17 protein-coding genes are annotated in these 17,082 nt (G+C 57.5%); 10 read left to right on the forward strand and 7 right to left on the reverse strand.

The genetic code is table 11. From position 1 onward, the window contains the following. Positions 1-26 precede the first annotated feature (26 nt). From mnmG to hemE, 5 genes are all read right to left on the reverse strand, one after another. Positions 27-1,901, reverse strand: coding sequence for a tRNA uridine-5-carboxymethylaminomethyl(34) synthesis enzyme MnmG (gene mnmG, locus ATY79_RS19320; protein WP_088704620.1), 1,875 nt, complete (start codon positions 1,899-1,901; stop codon positions 27-29). 107 nt (positions 1,902-2,008) lie between these two features. Then, positions 2,009-3,322 (reverse strand): tRNA uridine-5-carboxymethylaminomethyl(34) synthesis GTPase MnmE, encoded by a 1,314-nt coding sequence (gene mnmE / locus ATY79_RS19325; protein ID WP_088693176.1) that lies wholly within the window; start codon positions 3,320-3,322, stop codon positions 2,009-2,011. Positions 3,323-3,417: 95 nt separating this feature from the next. Beyond that, positions 3,418-4,683: a transcription termination factor Rho gene (rho, locus tag ATY79_RS19330; RefSeq protein ID WP_007528691.1), complete on the reverse strand. Its 1,266-nt coding sequence runs from the start codon at positions 4,681-4,683 to the stop codon at positions 3,418-3,420. Positions 4,684-4,875: 192 nt separating this feature from the next. Next, entirely contained in the window at positions 4,876-5,412 is a 537-nt protein-coding gene (gene hemJ / locus ATY79_RS19335) for a protoporphyrinogen oxidase HemJ (RefSeq protein ID WP_088704621.1), read from the reverse strand. Positions 5,413-5,415: 3 nt separating this feature from the next. Beyond that, a complete protein-coding gene (gene hemE / locus ATY79_RS19340) occupies positions 5,416-6,450 on the reverse strand; it encodes a uroporphyrinogen decarboxylase (protein ID WP_189638043.1) in 1,035 nt (344 codons plus the stop codon). A 403-nt stretch (positions 6,451-6,853) separates the two neighbouring features. On the opposite strand from hemE, the gene ATY79_RS19345 reads away from it, so the two are divergent. From ATY79_RS19345 to dnaQ, 5 genes are read left to right on the forward strand one after another with little or no spacing between them, the layout of a single operon-like run. Further along, on the forward strand, positions 6,854-7,675 hold the full coding sequence (locus ATY79_RS19345; protein ID WP_088693179.1) for a pyruvate, water dikinase regulatory protein: 822 nt from the start codon (positions 6,854-6,856) through the stop codon (positions 7,673-7,675). A 31-nt stretch (positions 7,676-7,706) separates the two neighbouring features. Then, positions 7,707-8,306 carry a Maf-like protein gene (locus ATY79_RS19350; protein WP_088704623.1) on the forward strand — a complete coding sequence of 200 codons (600 nt, stop codon included), beginning with the start codon at positions 7,707-7,709 and terminating at the stop codon, positions 8,304-8,306. After that, on the forward strand, positions 8,299-9,156 hold the full coding sequence (locus ATY79_RS19355; RefSeq protein WP_088693181.1) for a shikimate dehydrogenase: 858 nt from the start codon (positions 8,299-8,301) through the stop codon (positions 9,154-9,156). Before ATY79_RS19350 ends, ATY79_RS19355 begins: the two co-directional genes overlap by 8 nt. Then, positions 9,156-9,767 carry a dephospho-CoA kinase gene (coaE, locus tag ATY79_RS19360; RefSeq protein ID WP_088704624.1) on the forward strand — a complete coding sequence of 204 codons (612 nt, stop codon included), beginning with the start codon at positions 9,156-9,158 and terminating at the stop codon, positions 9,765-9,767. The genes ATY79_RS19355 and coaE overlap by 1 nt, the downstream gene beginning before the upstream one ends. After that, positions 9,760-10,467, forward strand: a complete 708-nt coding sequence (gene dnaQ / locus ATY79_RS19365) for a DNA polymerase III subunit epsilon (protein WP_088693183.1) — start codon at positions 9,760-9,762, stop codon at positions 10,465-10,467. The genes coaE and dnaQ overlap by 8 nt, the downstream gene beginning before the upstream one ends. A 57-nt stretch (positions 10,468-10,524) precedes the next feature. Here the strand turns inward: dnaQ and secB are convergent, their stop codons facing one another. Together secB and ATY79_RS19375 are read right to left on the reverse strand one after the other, a co-directional pair. Then, positions 10,525-11,007 (reverse strand): protein-export chaperone SecB, encoded by a 483-nt coding sequence (gene secB / locus ATY79_RS19370; protein WP_016556856.1) that lies wholly within the window; start codon positions 11,005-11,007, stop codon positions 10,525-10,527. 91 nt (positions 11,008-11,098) lie between these two features. Next, the gene (locus tag ATY79_RS19375) at positions 11,099-11,587 is read right to left on the reverse strand and encodes an FxsA family protein (protein WP_088693184.1); all 489 of its coding nucleotides are present in this window, start codon (positions 11,585-11,587) and stop codon (positions 11,099-11,101) included. Positions 11,588-11,712: 125 nt separating this feature from the next. Between ATY79_RS19375 and ATY79_RS19380 the strand changes: the two genes are divergently transcribed. The 5 genes from ATY79_RS19380 to gyrB all read left to right on the forward strand — a co-directional run bounded on the left by ATY79_RS19380 (position 11,713) and on the right by gyrB (position 17,034). Beyond that, a complete protein-coding gene (locus ATY79_RS19380; protein ID WP_088693185.1) occupies positions 11,713-12,417 on the forward strand; it encodes a Tim44/TimA family putative adaptor protein in 705 nt (234 codons plus the stop codon). After that, positions 12,410-13,528, forward strand: a complete 1,119-nt coding sequence (locus tag ATY79_RS19385) for a murein transglycosylase A (protein WP_088704625.1) — start codon at positions 12,410-12,412, stop codon at positions 13,526-13,528. The genes ATY79_RS19380 and ATY79_RS19385 overlap by 8 nt, the downstream gene beginning before the upstream one ends. Beyond that, positions 13,528-14,091: a Smr/MutS family protein gene (locus ATY79_RS19390; protein WP_088693187.1), complete on the forward strand. Its 564-nt coding sequence runs from the start codon at positions 13,528-13,530 to the stop codon at positions 14,089-14,091. The genes ATY79_RS19385 and ATY79_RS19390 overlap by 1 nt, the downstream gene beginning before the upstream one ends. Next, positions 14,088-14,465: a helix-turn-helix domain-containing protein gene (locus tag ATY79_RS19395; RefSeq protein ID WP_088693188.1), complete on the forward strand. Its 378-nt coding sequence runs from the start codon at positions 14,088-14,090 to the stop codon at positions 14,463-14,465. The genes ATY79_RS19390 and ATY79_RS19395 overlap by 4 nt, the downstream gene beginning before the upstream one ends. 133 nt (positions 14,466-14,598) lie before the next feature. Further along, positions 14,599-17,034 (forward strand): DNA topoisomerase (ATP-hydrolyzing) subunit B, encoded by a 2,436-nt coding sequence (gyrB, locus tag ATY79_RS19400; RefSeq protein ID WP_088693189.1) that lies wholly within the window; start codon positions 14,599-14,601, stop codon positions 17,032-17,034. Positions 17,035-17,082: the final 48 nt, after the last annotated feature.

Here is a 17,082-nt window from a genome sequence, read left to right on the forward strand (position 1 = left end):
TCTCGCAGATTGCAATAAGATGATTTTCAGGCCGACGCCGCGACGTCAATCGCGTTGCGACGCAAGTGAACGAGCAGCAACGAAATAGCAGCGGGCGTCATGCCGTCAATCTTCGCCGCCTGTGCGACATTAAACGGGCGCGCAACACGCAGCTTCTGCTTGAGTTCATTGGACAAGCCGGAGAGCGCGTTGAAGTTGAAGTCATCCGGTATTACACGATCTTCATCCCGCTTGACCTGCGCGATGTCGGCAGATTGCCGCTGCATGTAGACGGCGTAGCTCGCCTCAATCTCCAAGGCCTCAGCCACGCGACCGCCGATCTCTTCTAGCTCGGGCCAAATCCGCTCAAGATCCGCGAGACTAAAATCGGGGTAGGAAAGAAGATCATAAGCCGATCGGCGCTGGCCGTCCTGGTTGAGCTTCAAACGAAAGCCCGCAGCTTCACTTGGCGTCACTGAGAGTGACTTCAGCCTAGCGCGACCCGCGTCCAAAGCATCGCTGTATGCCTCAAAGCGATCACGGCGCTTGGAGGAAGCCGCTCCTATGCGCATCGCCAGAGGCGTTAGGCGGATATCCGCATTGTCAGCGCGCAGCGATAGGCGGTATTCGGCGCGAGAGGTGAACATCCGGTACGGTTCGGCAACACCACGCGAGGTCAGATCGTCGACCATCACGCCGATATAGGAATCCGTTCTGCTGAAGCGGATCTCGTCCTGATCGCCGGAGAGCCGCGCCGCGTTAATACCGGCGACAAGGCCCTGCGCTGCTGCTTCTTCGTAGCCGGTGGTTCCATTGATCTGCCCGGCCAGAAAGAGGCCCTGCATCTTCTTGACTTCAAGCGTTGGTTTCAACTCCCGCGGATCGACATGGTCGTATTCGATCGCATAACCAGGCTGCAGAATGACGACCCGTTCGAGGCCGGGAATCGTGCGAATGAAGGCGTCTTGAATCTCGGCGGGCAGCGACGTCGAGATGCCGTTTGGATAGACCGTATCATCATCAAGTCCCTCCGGCTCAAGGAAGACCTGATGCCCGTCTCGTTCGCCAAATTTAACAAGCTTATCCTCAATCGACGGGCAGTAGCGGGGGCCGACGCCCTCGATTTGGCCGGAATACATGGCAGAGCGTTTTAGATTCTCAACGATGATGCGATGAGTCGCCTCCGTTGTCCGTGTAACGCCGCAATCAATCTGCGGGTTCACGATGCGATCGGTCATGAAGGAAAAGGGAACCGGATCTTCATCAGCGCCCTGGCGGCCGACACTCTGCCAGTCGATGGTCGTCCCATCCAGTCGCGCCGGCGTCCCGGTCTTCAGACGTCCAAGACGCAGCCCAAAGTTCAGCAGCGTTTGAGAGAGGCCAACGGATGGTTCCTCGCCGACACGACCTGCTGGAATCTTTTGATCGCCGATATGAATGAGCCCTCGTAGGAAGGTGCCGGTCGTCAGCACGACCGACCCGCACGCCAGAATCCGGCTATCTTTCATAACAACGGCGGTAACTCGACCATCCCTTATCGACAGGTCAAACGCGTCGCCTTCCACCACGGTGAGATTTTGAATACCCTCAATCTCCGCGAGCATCGCTTGCCGATAGAGCTTACGATCTGCTTGCGTGCGTGGGCCGCGCACTGCTGGGCCTTTCTTCCGGTTCAGCATACGAAACTGGATGCCGGCCGCGTCAGCGACGCGACCCATGAGCCCATCCATTGCGTCGATCTCTCGAACCAGGTGACCTTTTCCAAGTCCACCAATTGCCGGATTGCAAGACATGACCCCGACGGTATCGCGTCGATGCGTCACCAGCGCCGTCTTGGCGCCAAGACGCGCGGCAGCGGCAGCGGCTTCGCATCCCGCATGCCCGCCGCCGATGACAATGACATCGAACCGTGAGGTAACCATTCTTCAAGCTCCTGAGATGGTCAGGTGATGCGCGATGTTGTCAGGCGAGTCAAGGCGTTTCACGTGAAACCTGACTACCACGCCTGGGATCGGATGTTTCACGTGAATCATTTTCCGATACAAAATTCACCGAAGATCACATCAAGCAGGTTTTCGACATCAACACGTCCGGTTACGCGTCCTAAGGCATCGCCGGCAACACGGAGATCCTCGGCCCGCAAATCCAGACCACGGCCCGGGGAAAGAAGGGATGCCTGTAAAGCCGCTAATGACCTTGAAAGCGCCTCTCTATGACGAGCGCGGCTCGGGATGGCCATCGATTGAGGCTGCACTTTTGCCTTTAGACGCTGTACGATTAAGCCTCGAAGCGCCTCCAGTCCCACGCCGTCCTTGGTGGAAATGACGAGATCATATTGCCTCACGCTTCGACTTGGAAGATCGGATTTCGTGCCCACCAAAACCGCACCTTCAGGAGGCTCTTCCGTCACGCTGTCTATCGATAGGTCTTCGATAAAGATCAGCAGGTCCGCCTCTGTAATGATCTTCTCCGCACGGCGAATACCCTCACGTTCGACGATCTCATCGGTGTCTCGAAGACCAGCAGTATCGTAGAGTTTGACAAGGTACCCGTCCATGCTCAGGTCAACCTGCAGCACATCGCGGGTTGTACCAGCGATCTCGGTGACGATCGCAATATCGCGCCTGGCTAGGGCGTTCATAAGGCTGGACTTGCCGGCATTAGGCTTGCCGGCGATAACGACCTTGAAGCCATCGCGGATAATTTCGCCGGCCTCCAGCTGCTCGAGATGGCTGGCAAGCTCCTCTGTCAGGCGCGACACATCCGCCCAAACTTGATCCGAGACTGAACCCGGAACATCCTCCTCATCGGGAAAGTCCAGCTCAGCCTCGATCAGCGCACGGGCGCGGGTCAGTCTCTCTGACCAGCCATAGTAGATCGAGGACAGGCCTCCCGAGCTCTGCTCGACGGCCAAACGGCGCTGCATCTCCGTTTCGGCAGCGATAAGATCCGCCAGACCCTCGACCTCGATCAGATCCAGCTTTCCGTTTTCAAAGGCTCGCCGCGAGAATTCTCCCGGTGCGGCAGGTCGCAAATTCGGAAACGCAGCGAGTTCGCGGTGTAGGGCGTCGACAACCGCACGACCTCCGTGGAGATGCAGTTCCGCGACATTTTCGCCGGTAAAGGAATGCGGCGCCGGGAAGAGCAGGACGAGGCCGGTGTCAATCACCAGACCATTACGAGTCCGAATCGATCGTAATGTCGCCTGCCGCGGGGGCGGAAGGCTCCCAATCAGAGCGGCAAGAACAGCCGGAACGTCCGCTCCGCTGATTCGCATGACGGCTAGACCAGCCGGTACAGCGCCACTCGACAGAGCGAATATCGTTTCCTTGTGGGGCAGCATCTTCCTTCTCCAGTTCAAGGCTGAAGGGAACGTTCGTTGAAATGACAAAGCCGGCCACATCGGTGACCGGCTTTGTTGACGAATCCGGCTAAGGATTACGTATTCATTGAATCGAAGAAGTCCGGATTGTTCTTCGTCTGCTTCAATTTGTCGATCAGGAACTCAATCGCGTCGGTTGTTCCCATCGGGGCCAGGATGCGGCGCAGGACGAAGATCTTCTGGAGATCCTGGCGCGGCACCAGCAGGTCTTCCTTGCGCGTACCGGACTTCAGAATGTCCATCGCCGGGAAGATACGCTTGTCGGCAACCTTGCGGTCGAGAACGATTTCAGAGTTACCGGTGCCCTTGAACTCTTCAAAGATGACTTCATCCATGCGGCTGCCGGTGTCGATAAGAGCCGTCGCGATAATCGTCAGCGACCCGCCCTCTTCGATGTTGCGGGCGGCGCCGAAGAAGCGCTTCGGGCGCTGCAGAGCGTTCGCGTCGACACCGCCGGTGAGCACTTTACCGGAGGACGGGACAACAGTGTTGTAGGCCCGGCCGAGACGCGTGATCGAATCAAGCAGAATCACGACGTCGCGCCCGTGTTCGACAAGACGCTTCGCCTTCTCGATGACCATTTCGGCCACTTGGACGTGGCGCACAGCCGGTTCGTCAAAGGTCGAGGAGATGACTTCACCGCGGACAGAGCGCTGCATGTCCGTGACTTCTTCCGGGCGTTCGTCAATGAGGAGAACAATCAGGTAGCACTCGGGATGATTCGCAGTGATCGAGTGCGCAATGTTCTGAAGGAGAACAGTCTTACCGGTACGTGGCGGCGCGACGATCAATCCACGCTGGCCCTTGCCAAGCGGCGCGACAAGATCGATGACGCGTGGCGACAGGTCCTTTGAGGTGGGAACATCCAATTCCATCCTGAAGCGCTCGTTCGGGTAGAGCGGCGTCAGGTTGTCGAAATGAACCTTATGACGAATCTTCTCGGGATCGTCGAAATTAATGGTGTTGACCTTCAGCAGCGCGAAGTAGCGCTCGCCTTCCTTGGGCCCGCGGATTGGGCCTTCGACCGTGTCGCCCGTCTTCAACGAGAAACGGCGGATCTGCGAGGGCGAGATATAGATATCGTCCGGGCCTGGAAGGTAGTTTGCGTTAGCAGACCGCAGGAAACCAAAACCGTCCTGGAGGACTTCAACAACGCCTTCGCCGATGATCTCCACATCCTGGCTGGCAAGTACCTTCAGGATAGCAAACATCAATTCCTGTTTGCGCATCGTGCTCGCATTTTCGACCTCGAGCGATTCGGCGAATGCCAGCAGATCCGTCGGGGACTTACTCTTAAGTTCTTGAAGCTTCATTTCAGCCATGAAGTGACCATTACTCTTAAATTCTAGGGGGGAAGGCGATGTCGAGGGCTGTAATCGGTCTGCGAAGGGATCGCAGACGATCGAACTTTACATACATGCCACAAGGATGAGGTGGAGCGAAAATAGCGAGTAAGGTTCACCACCGCAAGAGGGCTGCTTAAAATCAAGCAAATTTAACCGAACGACCTTTCATCAGAACGGCTTGACCACGACCAGAATGACAATCGCGATCATCAATAAGGTCGGCGCTTCATTCATGAAACGCCAGTACCGTGCTGACCGGCGGTTTTCATCGCGTTCGAAGGTCTTGACCGCACGTGAGAAGAAGATGTGAATGCCGGTCAGAAGCACCACGAGACCTAGCTTCGCGTGCAGCCAGCCGCCATGAAAACCATAGACCGACCAGGCGAGATAAAGGCCGAAGATCCAGGTCAGCATCATTGCCGGATTCATGATTACCTTCAACAGGCGACGTTCCATCACTTTAAAGGTCTCCGACTGCGTCGAACCCGGTTCCGCATCGGTATGATAGATGAAAAGCCGCGGCATGTAGAAGAGGCCGGCCATCCACGAAATCACCGCGATAATGTGAAGCGCCTTGATCCAGAGATAGAGATCATCAGGATTCCAGAGAAATAGCCCAACAGCCAGAAATGCGAAGAACAGGATCGCGAAATGCGCGCGACGACGCGCATAGACGCCAGGCCTTTCGTCAGTCTGCTTTTCCATCAGCTATCGCCTCCAGCTGCGGACATGCTCGACGAGCAGCTGGACGTTTTGAGGGTCGGCCTGGGGCGTGATGCCATGCCCGAGATTGAATATCAGCGGGCCGTCACCAAGCTTCTCGAGGATGTCATTGATACCTTCCTGGAGCGCCAAGCCGCCGGCAACGACCCGCATCGGATCGAGATTGCCCTGGACGGCTCCGTCCTTTTGCAGCTCAGCTGCGAAATCCAGAGGCACGGACCAATCAAGTCCGATCGCATCGGCGTTCGTTTTCCGGCGATAATCCTTCAGCAGGAAGCCGGCACCCTTGGCGAAGGCGATGACCCGAGCATTAGGCCGACGCGCCTTGATGGAGGCGATCATCCGCGCAACAGGTTTCACCGCGAACGCCTCAAACTCCCGCTCCCCGAGAACACCGGCCCAGGAATCGAAGATCTGTACGGCATCGGCCCCTGCATCAATCTGCGCGACCAAATAGTCGGCCGAAACCTCTGCCAGGACGGCAAGCAGATGTTCGAAGGCCTTCGGATGCTTGTAGGCAAAGAGCCGTGCGGGAGCTTGGTCGGGTGTGCCATGGCCGGCGATCATGTAGGTCGCAACCGTCCACGGAGCGCCACAGAAGCCCAGGAGAGTGGTCTCGGCAGGCAACTCGCGCCGCAAGCGCTCCACCGTTTCGAGAACAGGCTTGAGGTAGTCGATGACGTGATCTGTCTCGATCCTATCGATTCCGCTTTCATCGATTGGATCCATCTCCGGTCCATGCCCCAACGTGAAGCGAACGTTGCGCTTCATTGCATCTGGGATCACCAGGATATCAGAGAAGAGAATGGCCGCATCAAAGCCGTAGCGGCGAATGGGCTGGAGAGTAACCTCCACAGCATGCTCAGGAGAATAACAGAGATCAAGGAAACTTCCGGCCTTCGCCCGCGTCTCCCTATACTCAGGAAGGTATCGTCCTGCCTGCCTCATCAGCCATATTGGGGGAGGGCTGAGCGTTTCGCCATCCAAGACCCTCATGATTTTCCGGCGGCTTTCACCCACGCGCTTCTTCCCTATAAAAAATCTAAGATATTTTAAAAGGTTTCTATTTCTTAGAGTCTGTTTCTATCAAGGATTAAAATTCATCCACTGCCGGAGCCTTTTGTCGCGCCTCCCCCAGCCCGCGGCAATTGAGTGGCGGCCTCTTTGCGTTGGATCGTGGAAAAGTCAGAAAATACGAATTATTCCAACAGGATAAAAAGCCTCGCAGACGAGGTCAAGCTGTGGAAAAAACATAGATCGTGTTCGAATTGGCAGCCGCTATCCACAGAACCAACAAGCCGCGTTTGTCAGCTCCGATGAAATTCGATTTGTGGAAAAGGTGGCATGTTTTCCCTTGCCTAACACCCACCGGGTCTCTTAGCTCTCCGTTGTCCAGTCTTTTCAACAGGCCACGGAAAATAGCGTGGAGAACCGCACGAACTTCTTCCATCTGCATTTGATTTCTGACTCGACTGGCGAAACGCTAATTTCCGCCGGGCGCGCAGCATCGGCCCAATTCAAGTCCGCGCAGCCGATCGAGCACGTCTATCCGCTTGTCCGCAATCGCAAGCAGCTTTTGCAGGTTCTTCAATCGATCGACAGCCAGCCGGGTATCGTTCTCTACACGATTGTCGACCGAGAGCTCGCGACTTTCATTGACCAACGCTGCGCAGAGATGGGTGTTGCGTCGGTGAACGTGCTGGAACCGGTCATGAACGCTTTCCAGATCTATCTCGGTGCGCCGTCGCGTCGGCGCGTTGGCGCCCAGCACGTGATGAACGCAGGCTATTTCGCCCGCATTGAAGCGCTTAACTTCACGATGGATCATGACGATGGTCAGATGCCGGACGACTATAACGACGCTGATGTTGTAATCATCGGCATCAGTCGGACGTCTAAAACGCCGACGAGCATCTACCTTGCCAATCGCGGCATCAAGACCGCCAATATCCCGGTCGTTTATGGCGTACCGCTCCCAGAAAGCTTGTTCGCCGCGACCAAGCCGTTGGTCGTCTGCCTGATCGCCACGACTGATCGCATCTCGCAAGTCCGTGAGAACCGTATCCTCGGAGCAACGCCGGGTTTTGATCGCGGGGAATATACTGACCGAGCCGCTATATCAGAGGAGTTGAAATACGCGCGATCGCTCTGCGCCCGGCACAATTGGCCACTCATCGACGTGACGCGGCGCTCCATCGAGGAGACGGCTGCTGCAATTGTTGCTCTCCGTCCGAAGCTGCGTTAAGCGCAGCGGCACCAGACCCGTTCGAGGCTCCATGACACCCAAACTTGTTCTCGCATCCTCCAGCCCGTTCCGCCGTATGCTGATGCAAAACGCTGGTCTCGCGTTCGAGGCTCATGCTGCCCACATCGACGAGCGCGCTGTCGAAGCACCTCTCGAACGCCAAGGTGCAACGCCGGATGCCGTCGCCCTCGTTCTTGCCAAGGCGAAGGCCAAGGAGGTCAGCGATCGGTTTCCTGCCTCCTTCGTGATCGGCTCGGATCAAACAATGTCTCTCGGCCCACAGACCTTTCATAAGCCTAAGGACATGGCCGATGCCGCGAACCACCTTCGAGTGTTGTCGGGCAAGACGCACCGGCTGAACAGCGCGATTGCGATCGCCTACGACGGCGACATCGTCTGGGAGCATGTCTCACACGCCGAGCTTACAATGCGCTCGCTCGATGCCGACTTCATCCAACGGCATTTGATGCGCGTCGGAGAGAAAGCGCTTGCGAGCGTTGGTGCTTACCAACTCGAGGGAGAGGGGCTTCAATTGTTTTCGCGGATCGAGGGCGACTATTTTACAATCCTGGGACTGCCGATGTTACCGTTGTTGGAGAAGCTGAGAGAATTGGGTGCGATTGATGGATGATTCACGTGAAACACTTGGGCCACAGGCCTTCGTTACGGGCTTTCCTATCAAGCATTCCCGGTCGCCTCTCATTCATGATTACTGGTTGAAGACGCTTGAGCTCCCAGGATCATACCGCGCCCATGAAGTAGCACCGGCCAATTTTCCAGCCTTTATCGCGTCGATGAAGAGCGGCGACTCGGGCTTCGTAGGCGGCAACGTCACCATCCCGCACAAGGAAATGGCATTCAAGCTCGCCGACGATCCGGATGCACTTTCTGAGGAGCTCGGTGCATCCAATACGCTTTGGATGGAGGAGGGCCGGCTCAAGGCGACGAACACGGATGGACGCGGCTTCACTGCAAATCTGGACGAGCGGCATCCAGGCTGGGACAAGGCCCAGTCGGCTGTGGTCCTCGGTGCCGGTGGCGCGAGCCGGTCGATCATCCAGGCGCTGCGCGATCGAGGCATCAAGGAAATTCATCTGGTCAACAGGACGGTCGAACGTGCCAAGGAATTGGCAGATCGCTTTGGGCCGAGTGTAAACGCGCATTCGATGGCGGCTCTGTCGGAAGTCATGCGCGGTGCCGGTCTTTTCGTGAACACGACTTCGCTGGGCATGGACGGTGAGGATGCGCCAGAGATCGACTTTTCGCCGCTGCTGTCCGACGCAGTTGTAACGGATATCGTCTATGTGCCTCTGAAGACGCCTTTCCTTATCCAAGCCGAACGGCAAGGATTTGCCGTTATCGATGGTCTTGGCATGCTGTTGCATCAAGCCGTTCCAGGTTTCGAGAAATGGTTCGGACATCGTCCCAAGGTCGACGAGAAACTGCGTGCGCTCATTATCGAGGACATGGACAAGCATTGATGTTGCGGATCGGACTGACCGGCTCGATTGGGATGGGCAAATCAACCATGGCAAAGCTTTTCGCGGAAGCGGGAGTGCCTGTGAATGATTCCGATGCCGTAGTCCATGATCTCTATGCGGGGGAGGCGGCGCCCCTCGTCGATGCTGCCTTTCCCGGAACAATGAAAGACGGTGCTGTCGATCGGCAGGAACTGGCTCGCCAGCTGGTTGGAAGCTCTGATGGGTTCAAGCGCCTTGAAGCCATCGTCCACCCGCTCGTCAGAAAGCGTGAGGCGGAGTTCATTGAACGCGAACGGCAACGCGGCTCGCCGATGGTGCTGCTTGATATCCCGCTATTATTTGAAACGGGAGCCGAGAGCAGGATCGATGTGATCGTGGTCGTTAGCTGTGATCCACAGATACAGCGGGAACGCGTGCTTGCGCGGCCGGGTATGACAGTGGAAAAATTCAACATGATTCTTGCGCGCCAGACGCCAGATGCGGAAAAGCGAGCAAGGGCCGACTATGTGATCGATACTGGGCATAGCATCGAAACGGCCAGAAAGCGGGTCGCGGAGATCGTCTCGGACTTGAAGCAGCGGCTCGCCAACGGGGACTTCCGGAATGCGTGAAATCATCTTCGATACGGAAACCACGGGCCTGGACAACCGTGTGGACCGCATTATCGAGATCGGCGGCATTGAGCTTTTCAATCATTTCCCGACCGGCAATACGATCCACATCTACATCAATCCGGGCGACCAGAAAGTGCACCCGGATGCGCTTGCCGTGCACGGCATCACCGATGAGTTCCTGAAGGACAAGCCGTCGTTCGCAGATGTCGCGCAAAAAATTATCGATTTCTTTGGCGACGCGAAGTGGATCGCGCATAACGCCACATTCGATATGGGCTTCATAAACGCGGAACTAGCCCGACTTGATTTGCCGCCGATCCTGCCCGACCGCGTGCTCGATACGCTGTCGATGGCGCGCCGCAAGCATCCGATGGGCCCCAATTCACTCGATGCGCTTTGCCGTCGCTATGGCATCGACAATACACATCGAACGAAGCACGGCGCGCTTCTCGACTCCGAACTGCTTGCCGACGTCTACATCGAAATGATCGGCGGTCGTCAGGCCGCCCTTGGGCTCGGAAACGCTGTAAGCACGGCCGGTCAGGAAGTCGCGGTCGAAGAGATGATCATCGCCACGCTCGAACGACCACGCCCCCTTGCGCCGCGTCTCAGCGAAGCCGAGCAGCAAGCCCATGACGCACTGATTGCCAAACTCGGCGCGAAGGGCATTTGGGGAAAATACGATCTCACAAACTAAAAATGCCCGGGCGTGACCCGGGCATTTCATTTTGTTCAGCGTGCGACGTGCGCGCGGTCAGTTCGTGGTCGCCTGAACCTTGGCACGCGCCTGCTCTTCGGCAACGCGCTGCGCAAACATCTGAGAGAAATCGATTGGATCGATCATCAGCGGCGGGAAGCCACCATTGCGCGTGACGTCGGCAATGATCTGACGTGCGAATGGGAAGAGCATACGCGGGCACTCGATGAAGAGAACCGGCAGCATGTGCTCCTGTGGGAAGCCGGCAATCCGGAAGACGCCGCCATAGACGAGTTCGGTATGGAAGACCGTCTTGTCGCCATCCTTGGCTTCGGCGTTCAGAGACAGAACAACGTCGAAATCCGTATCGGAGAGCGGATTGGCGTTGACGTTGACATTGATGTTGATGGCCGGAGCCTTGTCACGTGCCTGCAGCGAACGCGGAGCACCCGGATTTTCGAAGGAGAGATCCTTGGTGTACTGGGCAAGGATGGTAAGGCTCGGGCTCGTTGCACCGTTATTGCTGTTTTCGTCGGCCATTGGCTTTTCCTCGAGGGCATTGGATGGTGCCGCTCTATCATTTCGGGCATGGTGTTACAACCCTGGGACATCGGGCGGCTCGCGCGTTAAGTCACTCGCCGAGATGCTTCCCTGACCAGGGAGAATTGTCGTTGGGTTCGCGTCGATAATCCTCGTCGTCAAGGTCGACGATCTTGGAGTCTTTGGCGCGGCTTGACGCTTTGAAGCCGCTTGTTGAACCGACGACAACGAAACGGCGGCTGACATATTGCCAGGCGAGATCACGCACGGCTGGAATGAAGATCAGCAACGCTATGATGTCGGTGATGAAACCGGGGACCATCAACAACAATGAGGCGATCACGAACATGGCTGGGCGAAGCAGTTCGCGGCCCGGCACCATGCCGTTTTGCCCCTCGGCCGACATACGGCGAAGGATCCCGATGCCTTGGCGTCTGAGCAAGGTCATGCCGACCATAAAGCTCAAAATGACAAGCGCTAGCGTCGGCCAAAGCCCAATTGCCTTTCCGACAAGCACGAAACCGGCAATCTCGGCGAGCGGAAGCAGCAGCAGAAAACCAGGCAAGATCTTCAAAGGCATTGTCTTACTCCGGCCTGAGCCGGACTCCGTTGGAGGGTCGTGTTGCCGACCCTATTTGAATCATCTGTATAGGCGGACTATATGGGAGTACAAATCAGGGAAGTTAACAGCGGCTGCGGCGGGATATGGGTTCAAACGACTTCATCACATTGTTTTTTCTTGTCGCGGCGGTGCTGATTTTTCTGCAGCTACGCAGTGTTCTCGGCCGCCGTACGGGCAATGAGAAGCCTCCACGCGATCTCTATACGCCGCGCGATGCTATGGGGCCGGAGTCTCCCGACGCTGGAAAAGTGGTGACACTGCCGCGGCGCGACGCATCGGGCGAAGAAGACGATCGCTTCGCCGCGATCGATGCTATCGCTCCGGCTGGCACCGCGCTCAACGCGTCTCTCCGCGAAATAAACAAGGCCGACGCCTCTTTCGATCCGAAGGAATTCGTCAACGGTGCACGAATGGCCTACGAGATGATCGTGATGGCGTTTGCGGATGGTGATCGTAAGACACTGAAGAATCTCCTGTCGCGCGAGGTCTATGACGGCTTCGACGCCGCCATCTCTGATCGTGAGTCTAAGGGTGAGAAGGTGAAGTCGACCTTCGTTGGTATCGATAAGGCGGAGATTGCCAGCGCCGAGATCAAGGGCACGGAAGTCCAGATTACCGTCCGTATCGTCAGCCAACTGATCTCGGCCACCTACGACAAGAGCGACAAGCTCATCGATGGCGACGCGGAGAACGTTGCTGAGGTCAATGATCTCTGGACGTTCGCGCGCGATACTCGCTCCCGCGATCCCAACTGGAAACTCGTGGCCACCGAATCGGAACATGAGTGAAGACACTCCGGGCTTTGCCCTTCAAGCAATACGCTTCGATCATCTGGAAGGCTGGATGGATGATGATCCCTCCGGCCTTTTTGAAGCGATGGAAGCATGCCGGCGGCAGATCATTGAGATCAAGCCGTATCGGACAGGCTCACTCGGCTTGACAGCGCAGCACCTTTTGCCGTTGCTCGAAGCAGCGCGGAGCGAGAGTATTTCGTCGGCATCCGATGCCCGGGCCTTCTTCCAGTCACACTGTCGACCGTTCAGAATACTCCGCGCCGATGGCAATTCGGGTTTCGTCACCGCCTTCTACGAGCCCGAGATTATGGTCTCGGCTATGCCGGATGATGAATATCGCTTTCCCTTCTATCGCCGCCCTGATGATCTGATCGATCTTGATGCGGGCAATCGTCCTGCGTGTCTGCCCGAAAGCTACGCCTTCGGGCGGTTGAGCGACGGCAGCATCCAAGCCTATCCGGATCGGCGCGCGATCGATGAGGGCTTCCTGGCGGGTAGAGGATTGGAGATTGCTTGGGCGAAGTCGAAGGTCGATGTCTTCTTCGTCCATGTTCAAGGTGCCGCGCGCCTGCGCTACCCTGACGGGAGCATCGGACGTATCACCTATGCCGGGAAGGCGGGACATCCCTTCTCGGCGATCGGCAAACTACTCATCGAGCGCGGAGAAATCGAACGATCCGAGATTTCAATGCAGACCATTCGACGGTGGCTCGGCGCCCATCCGCATCAGGTGGACGAGATTCTGTGGCACAATCGCTCCTACATTTTCTTCCGTGAGGTCCCGGCAGCAGATCTGGACGCCGGCCCTGTTGCTGCGGCAAAAGTACCGCTGATTGCCGGACGTTCGCTGGCCGTCGATCGGCTCATTCACACTTTTGGCTTCCCGTTTTTCATTCGCTCCGAAGATCTCGTCGATCTCGATGGAGGCAAGCCGTTCGCGCGATTAATGCTTGCTCTCGACACCGGCTCCGCCATCGTCGGGCCGGCGAGGGGTGATATTTTCACCGGATCGGGGGATCAGGCAGGAGAGCTCGCTGGAACGGTGCGCCATGATGCCGACTTCGTCGTCCTGCTTCCCAATGCAGCCGCAGCGAGGTTCGCTTGATGGCACGAGATCGGAAGCTCAACACCGACGAAAGGATACTTTGGGGCAAGGTCGCGCGGAGCACACGCCCAATGCCCGGCAAGAAGGATGAACTGGCCGAACTCGACGCGTTTCTGACAGAGGCAGAGGTTGAAAAACAGACCGCAGCAAGCCCGAAGCAACCTTCCGAAGGTGAGGCCGAGCCGGCTACTCCGGTAGCTCCTAAAACACGGTCCGGTGTCCACCACCCGCTTGAAAGGCCGGTTAAGCGCAAGATCGCCAAAGGCCGACTGCCATTGGAAGCTCGAATCGACCTGCATGGGCTGGTCCAAAGCGAAGCTCATATATTGCTTCTCGAATTCCTGATGCGAGCCCACGAGCGAGGGATGAGACATGTCCTGGTGATTACCGGTAAGGGCAGTTCACTCGGCAGCGAAGGTGCTCTGAAGCGCGCCGTCCCGATGTGGTTCTCGAAGCCGGAGTTTCGGTATTTCATCTCGTCTTATGAAACGGCAGCCCACCATCACGGCGGCGAGGGCGCCCTCTACATCCGGTTGTCACGCCGCCACGGAGAGAGATCGTGACGCCGTTCGGTGAGGCTGTCCGTAAGTTACGCGAACGCAAGGGCGTCTCGCAAAAACAGATGGCGGCGGCTCTCAATGTGTCCCCAGCCTATCTGTCGGCACTCGAACACGGACGACGCGGTTTGCCGACGTTCGATTTGCTGCAGCGTATCGCCGGCTACTTCAACATTATCTGGGATGAGGCGGAAGAACTCTTCCTTTTGGCCCGCTCCTCGGACCCCCGCGTGGTCGTGGATACGTCGGGATTGTCGGCCGAACATACCGCATTTGCGAACCTTCTTGCGGGGCGTATACGCGATCTTGACCAAACGACGCTTGGCGAACTGAGGAGCATTCTCGAAAACGGCGGAAAAGCGGACGGAAAACGGTCATAATCCCCTGATTTATAGCCAGTTTGAGCGTGCTGGCATTGGGAACTTGGATCAAAACCCTATATTCTGGCATGTAAAAGGCAGGTGATTCGCAAGTCTCCCCTCTGCCCCGACAACAGGGAAATTCTCGAAAAGTATGACCGATATACCCACGACGGAAAACGGCGTTAGCACCGAATATGGCGCAGACTCGATCAAGGTTCTGAAGGGCCTCGATGCAGTGCGCAAACGCCCGGGTATGTATATCGGTGACACCGACGACGGCTCGGGTCTTCATCACATGGTCTACGAAGTCGTCGACAACGCGATCGATGAAGCGCTCGCAGGCCACGCCGATATCGTGACGGTAACGCTCAATCCCGATGGCTCGGTCACCGTCACCGACAACGGCCGCGGCATCCCGACGGACATTCATAGCGGTGAGGGCGTTTCGGCGGCAGAAGTCATCATGACGCAGCTGCATGCCGGCGGTAAGTTCGACCAGAACTCCTACAAGGTTTCCGGTGGTCTGCACGGTGTTGGCGTTTCCGTTGTCAATGCGCTGTCCGTCTGGCTGAGGCTGAAGATCCGCCGTCAAGGCAAGATTCACGAGATGAGCTTCACGCACGGCGTAGCCGATGCGCCGTTGAAGGTGATAGGCGACGCTGGCAATGAAACCGGCACGGAAGTCAGCTTCATGCCGAGTTCCGAAACCTTCACGATGACCGAATTCGATTACGGCACGCTGGAGCATCGCCTTCGCGAGCTCGCGTTCTTGAACTCGGGCGTTCGCATCCTGCTCAGCGACAAGCGTCATTCGGATGTCAGGCAGGAAGAGATGATCTATGACGGTGGCCTGGAAGCCTTCGTCTCCTATCTCGACCGTGCCAAGAAGCCGCTCGTCGACAAGCCGGTGGCGATCCGCGGCGAGAAGGACGGTATTACCGTCGAAGTCGCGATGTGGTGGAATGACAGCTACCACGAGAACGTCCTTTGCTTCACGAACAACATTCCGCAGCGCGACGGCGGCACGCACATGGCTGGCTTCCGCGCCGCGCTGACCCGTCAGATCACCTCCTACGCCGATACGTCTGGCATCACGAAGAAGGAAAAGGTGACGCTGACCGGTGACGATTGCCGCGAAGGCTTGACCGCCGTTCTTTCCGTCAAGGTGCCGGATCCGAAGTTTTCGTCGCAGACCAAGGACAAGCTTGTTTCTTCCGAGGTTCGCCCCGTTGTCGAGAACCTCGTCAGCGAAGCACTAAGCACGTGGCTGGAAGAGCATCCGACGGAAGCCAAGGTTTTGGTCGGCAAGGTGGTTGAAGCTGCAGCGGCGCGCGAAGCTGCCCGCAAGGCGCGCGAACTGACCCGCCGCAAGGGCGCTCTCGACATTGCCTCTCTGCCCGGTAAGCTCGCCGATTGCTCGGAGCGCGATCCTGCCAAATCTGAAGTCTTCCTCGTCGAGGGCGACTCGGCAGGCGGTTCGGCCAAGCAGGGCCGGTCGCGCGAGAACCAGGCGATCCTGCCGCTGCGCGGCAAGATCCTCAACGTCGAACGCGCTCGTTTCGACAAGATGCTGTCCAGCCAGGAAATCGGCACGCTGATTACCGCTCTCGGCACAGGCATCGGCAAGGATGAGTTCAATGCCGAAAAGCTGCGCTACCACAAGATCATCATCATGACCGACGCTGACGTCGACGGCGCGCACATTCGTACGCTGCTGTTGACCTTCTTCTTCCGTCAGATGCCTGAATTGATCGAGCGCGGTCATCTTTATATCGCCCAGCCGCCGCTTTATAAGGTCTCGCGCGGCAAATCGATCCAGTACGTGAAGAACGAGAAGGCCCTTGAGGATTACCTGATCGGTCAGGGTTTGGAAGACGCTGCCTTGAAGCTCGGGAGCGGCGAAGTGCGAACCGGCCAGGACCTTGGCGAGGTGATCAGCGATGCACTGCGCCTTCGCGCGCTCCTCGACAATCTGCACTCACGCTACAATCGCGCTGCCGTCGAACAGGCAGCGATTGCCGGTGCTCTCAATGCGGAAGCCGTCAGCGACCGCTCGAGGGCAGAACAGCTCGCCGGTGACGTTGCCAGACGCCTCGACCTGATTGCTGAGGAGACCGAACGCGGTTGGGAAGGTGGCCTGACCAGCGAAGGCGGCCTCAAGCTTGAGCGCATGGTTCGCGGCGTGAAGGAAGTCGTCGTGCTCGATATGGCGTTGATCGGTTCCCAGGACGCGCGGCTTCTCGACCAGCTATCGGCTCGCCTGAAGGAGATCTATCAGATACCTCCGTCTCTCTCCCGACGCGACGGCGACGTGGAGATTTCCGGCCCACGGGCGCTGTTGGACGTGATTTTTGCAAGCGGCCGCAAGGGCTTGACGATGCAGCGTTATAAGGGTCTTGGCGAGATGAATGCCGAACAGCTCTGGGAAACGACGCTCGATCCGAATGTTCGCTCCCTGTTGCAGGTCAAGGTCGCGGACGCGACGGACGCTGATGGCCTGTTCGCTCGCCTGATGGGTGACGAAGTCGAGCCCCGCCGGGAGTTCATCCAGGACAACGCACTGAGCGTTGCAAACCTCGATATTTAAGCTACGCAACACGAGATGCGTGTCTTCAAGGCCCCACGCTTCGACGCG

Source organism: Rhizobium sp. R693 (assembly GCF_002211315.1).
Classification (GTDB): domain Bacteria; phylum Pseudomonadota; class Alphaproteobacteria; order Rhizobiales; family Rhizobiaceae; genus Rhizobium.

What these genes read in the sequence shown, in the direction of transcription:
- ATY79_RS19355 (WP_088693181.1), top strand. Translation starts at nt 8,299, where the DNA reads ATGGATGATTCACGTGAAACACTTGGGCCACAGGCCTTCGTTACGGGC.
- ATY79_RS19390 (WP_088693187.1), top strand. Translation starts at nt 13,528, where the DNA reads ATGGCACGAGATCGGAAGCTCAACACCGACGAAAGGATACTTTGGGGC.
- ATY79_RS19350 (WP_088704623.1), top strand. Translation starts at nt 7,707, where the DNA reads ATGACACCCAAACTTGTTCTCGCATCCTCCAGCCCGTTCCGCCGTATG.
- ATY79_RS19380 (WP_088693185.1), top strand. Translation starts at nt 11,713, where the DNA reads ATGGGTTCAAACGACTTCATCACATTGTTTTTTCTTGTCGCGGCGGTG.
- mnmE (WP_088693176.1), bottom strand. Translation starts at nt 3,322, where the DNA reads ATGCTGCCCCACAAGGAAACGATATTCGCTCTGTCGAGTGGCGCTGTA.
- ATY79_RS19375 (WP_088693184.1), bottom strand. Translation starts at nt 11,587, where the DNA reads ATGCCTTTGAAGATCTTGCCTGGTTTTCTGCTGCTGCTTCCGCTCGCC.
- gyrB (WP_088693189.1), top strand. Translation starts at nt 14,599, where the DNA reads ATGACCGATATACCCACGACGGAAAACGGCGTTAGCACCGAATATGGC.
- rho (WP_007528691.1), bottom strand. Translation starts at nt 4,683, where the DNA reads ATGGCTGAAATGAAGCTTCAAGAACTTAAGAGTAAGTCCCCGACGGAT.
- mnmG (WP_088704620.1), bottom strand. Translation starts at nt 1,901, where the DNA reads ATGGTTACCTCACGGTTCGATGTCATTGTCATCGGCGGCGGGCATGCG.
- ATY79_RS19385 (WP_088704625.1), top strand. Translation starts at nt 12,410, where the DNA reads ATGAGTGAAGACACTCCGGGCTTTGCCCTTCAAGCAATACGCTTCGAT.
- coaE (WP_088704624.1), top strand. Translation starts at nt 9,156, where the DNA reads ATGTTGCGGATCGGACTGACCGGCTCGATTGGGATGGGCAAATCAACC.
- dnaQ (WP_088693183.1), top strand. Translation starts at nt 9,760, where the DNA reads ATGCGTGAAATCATCTTCGATACGGAAACCACGGGCCTGGACAACCGT.
- hemJ (WP_088704621.1), bottom strand. Translation starts at nt 5,412, where the DNA reads ATGGAAAAGCAGACTGACGAAAGGCCTGGCGTCTATGCGCGTCGTCGC.
- secB (WP_016556856.1), bottom strand. Translation starts at nt 11,007, where the DNA reads ATGGCCGACGAAAACAGCAATAACGGTGCAACGAGCCCGAGCCTTACC.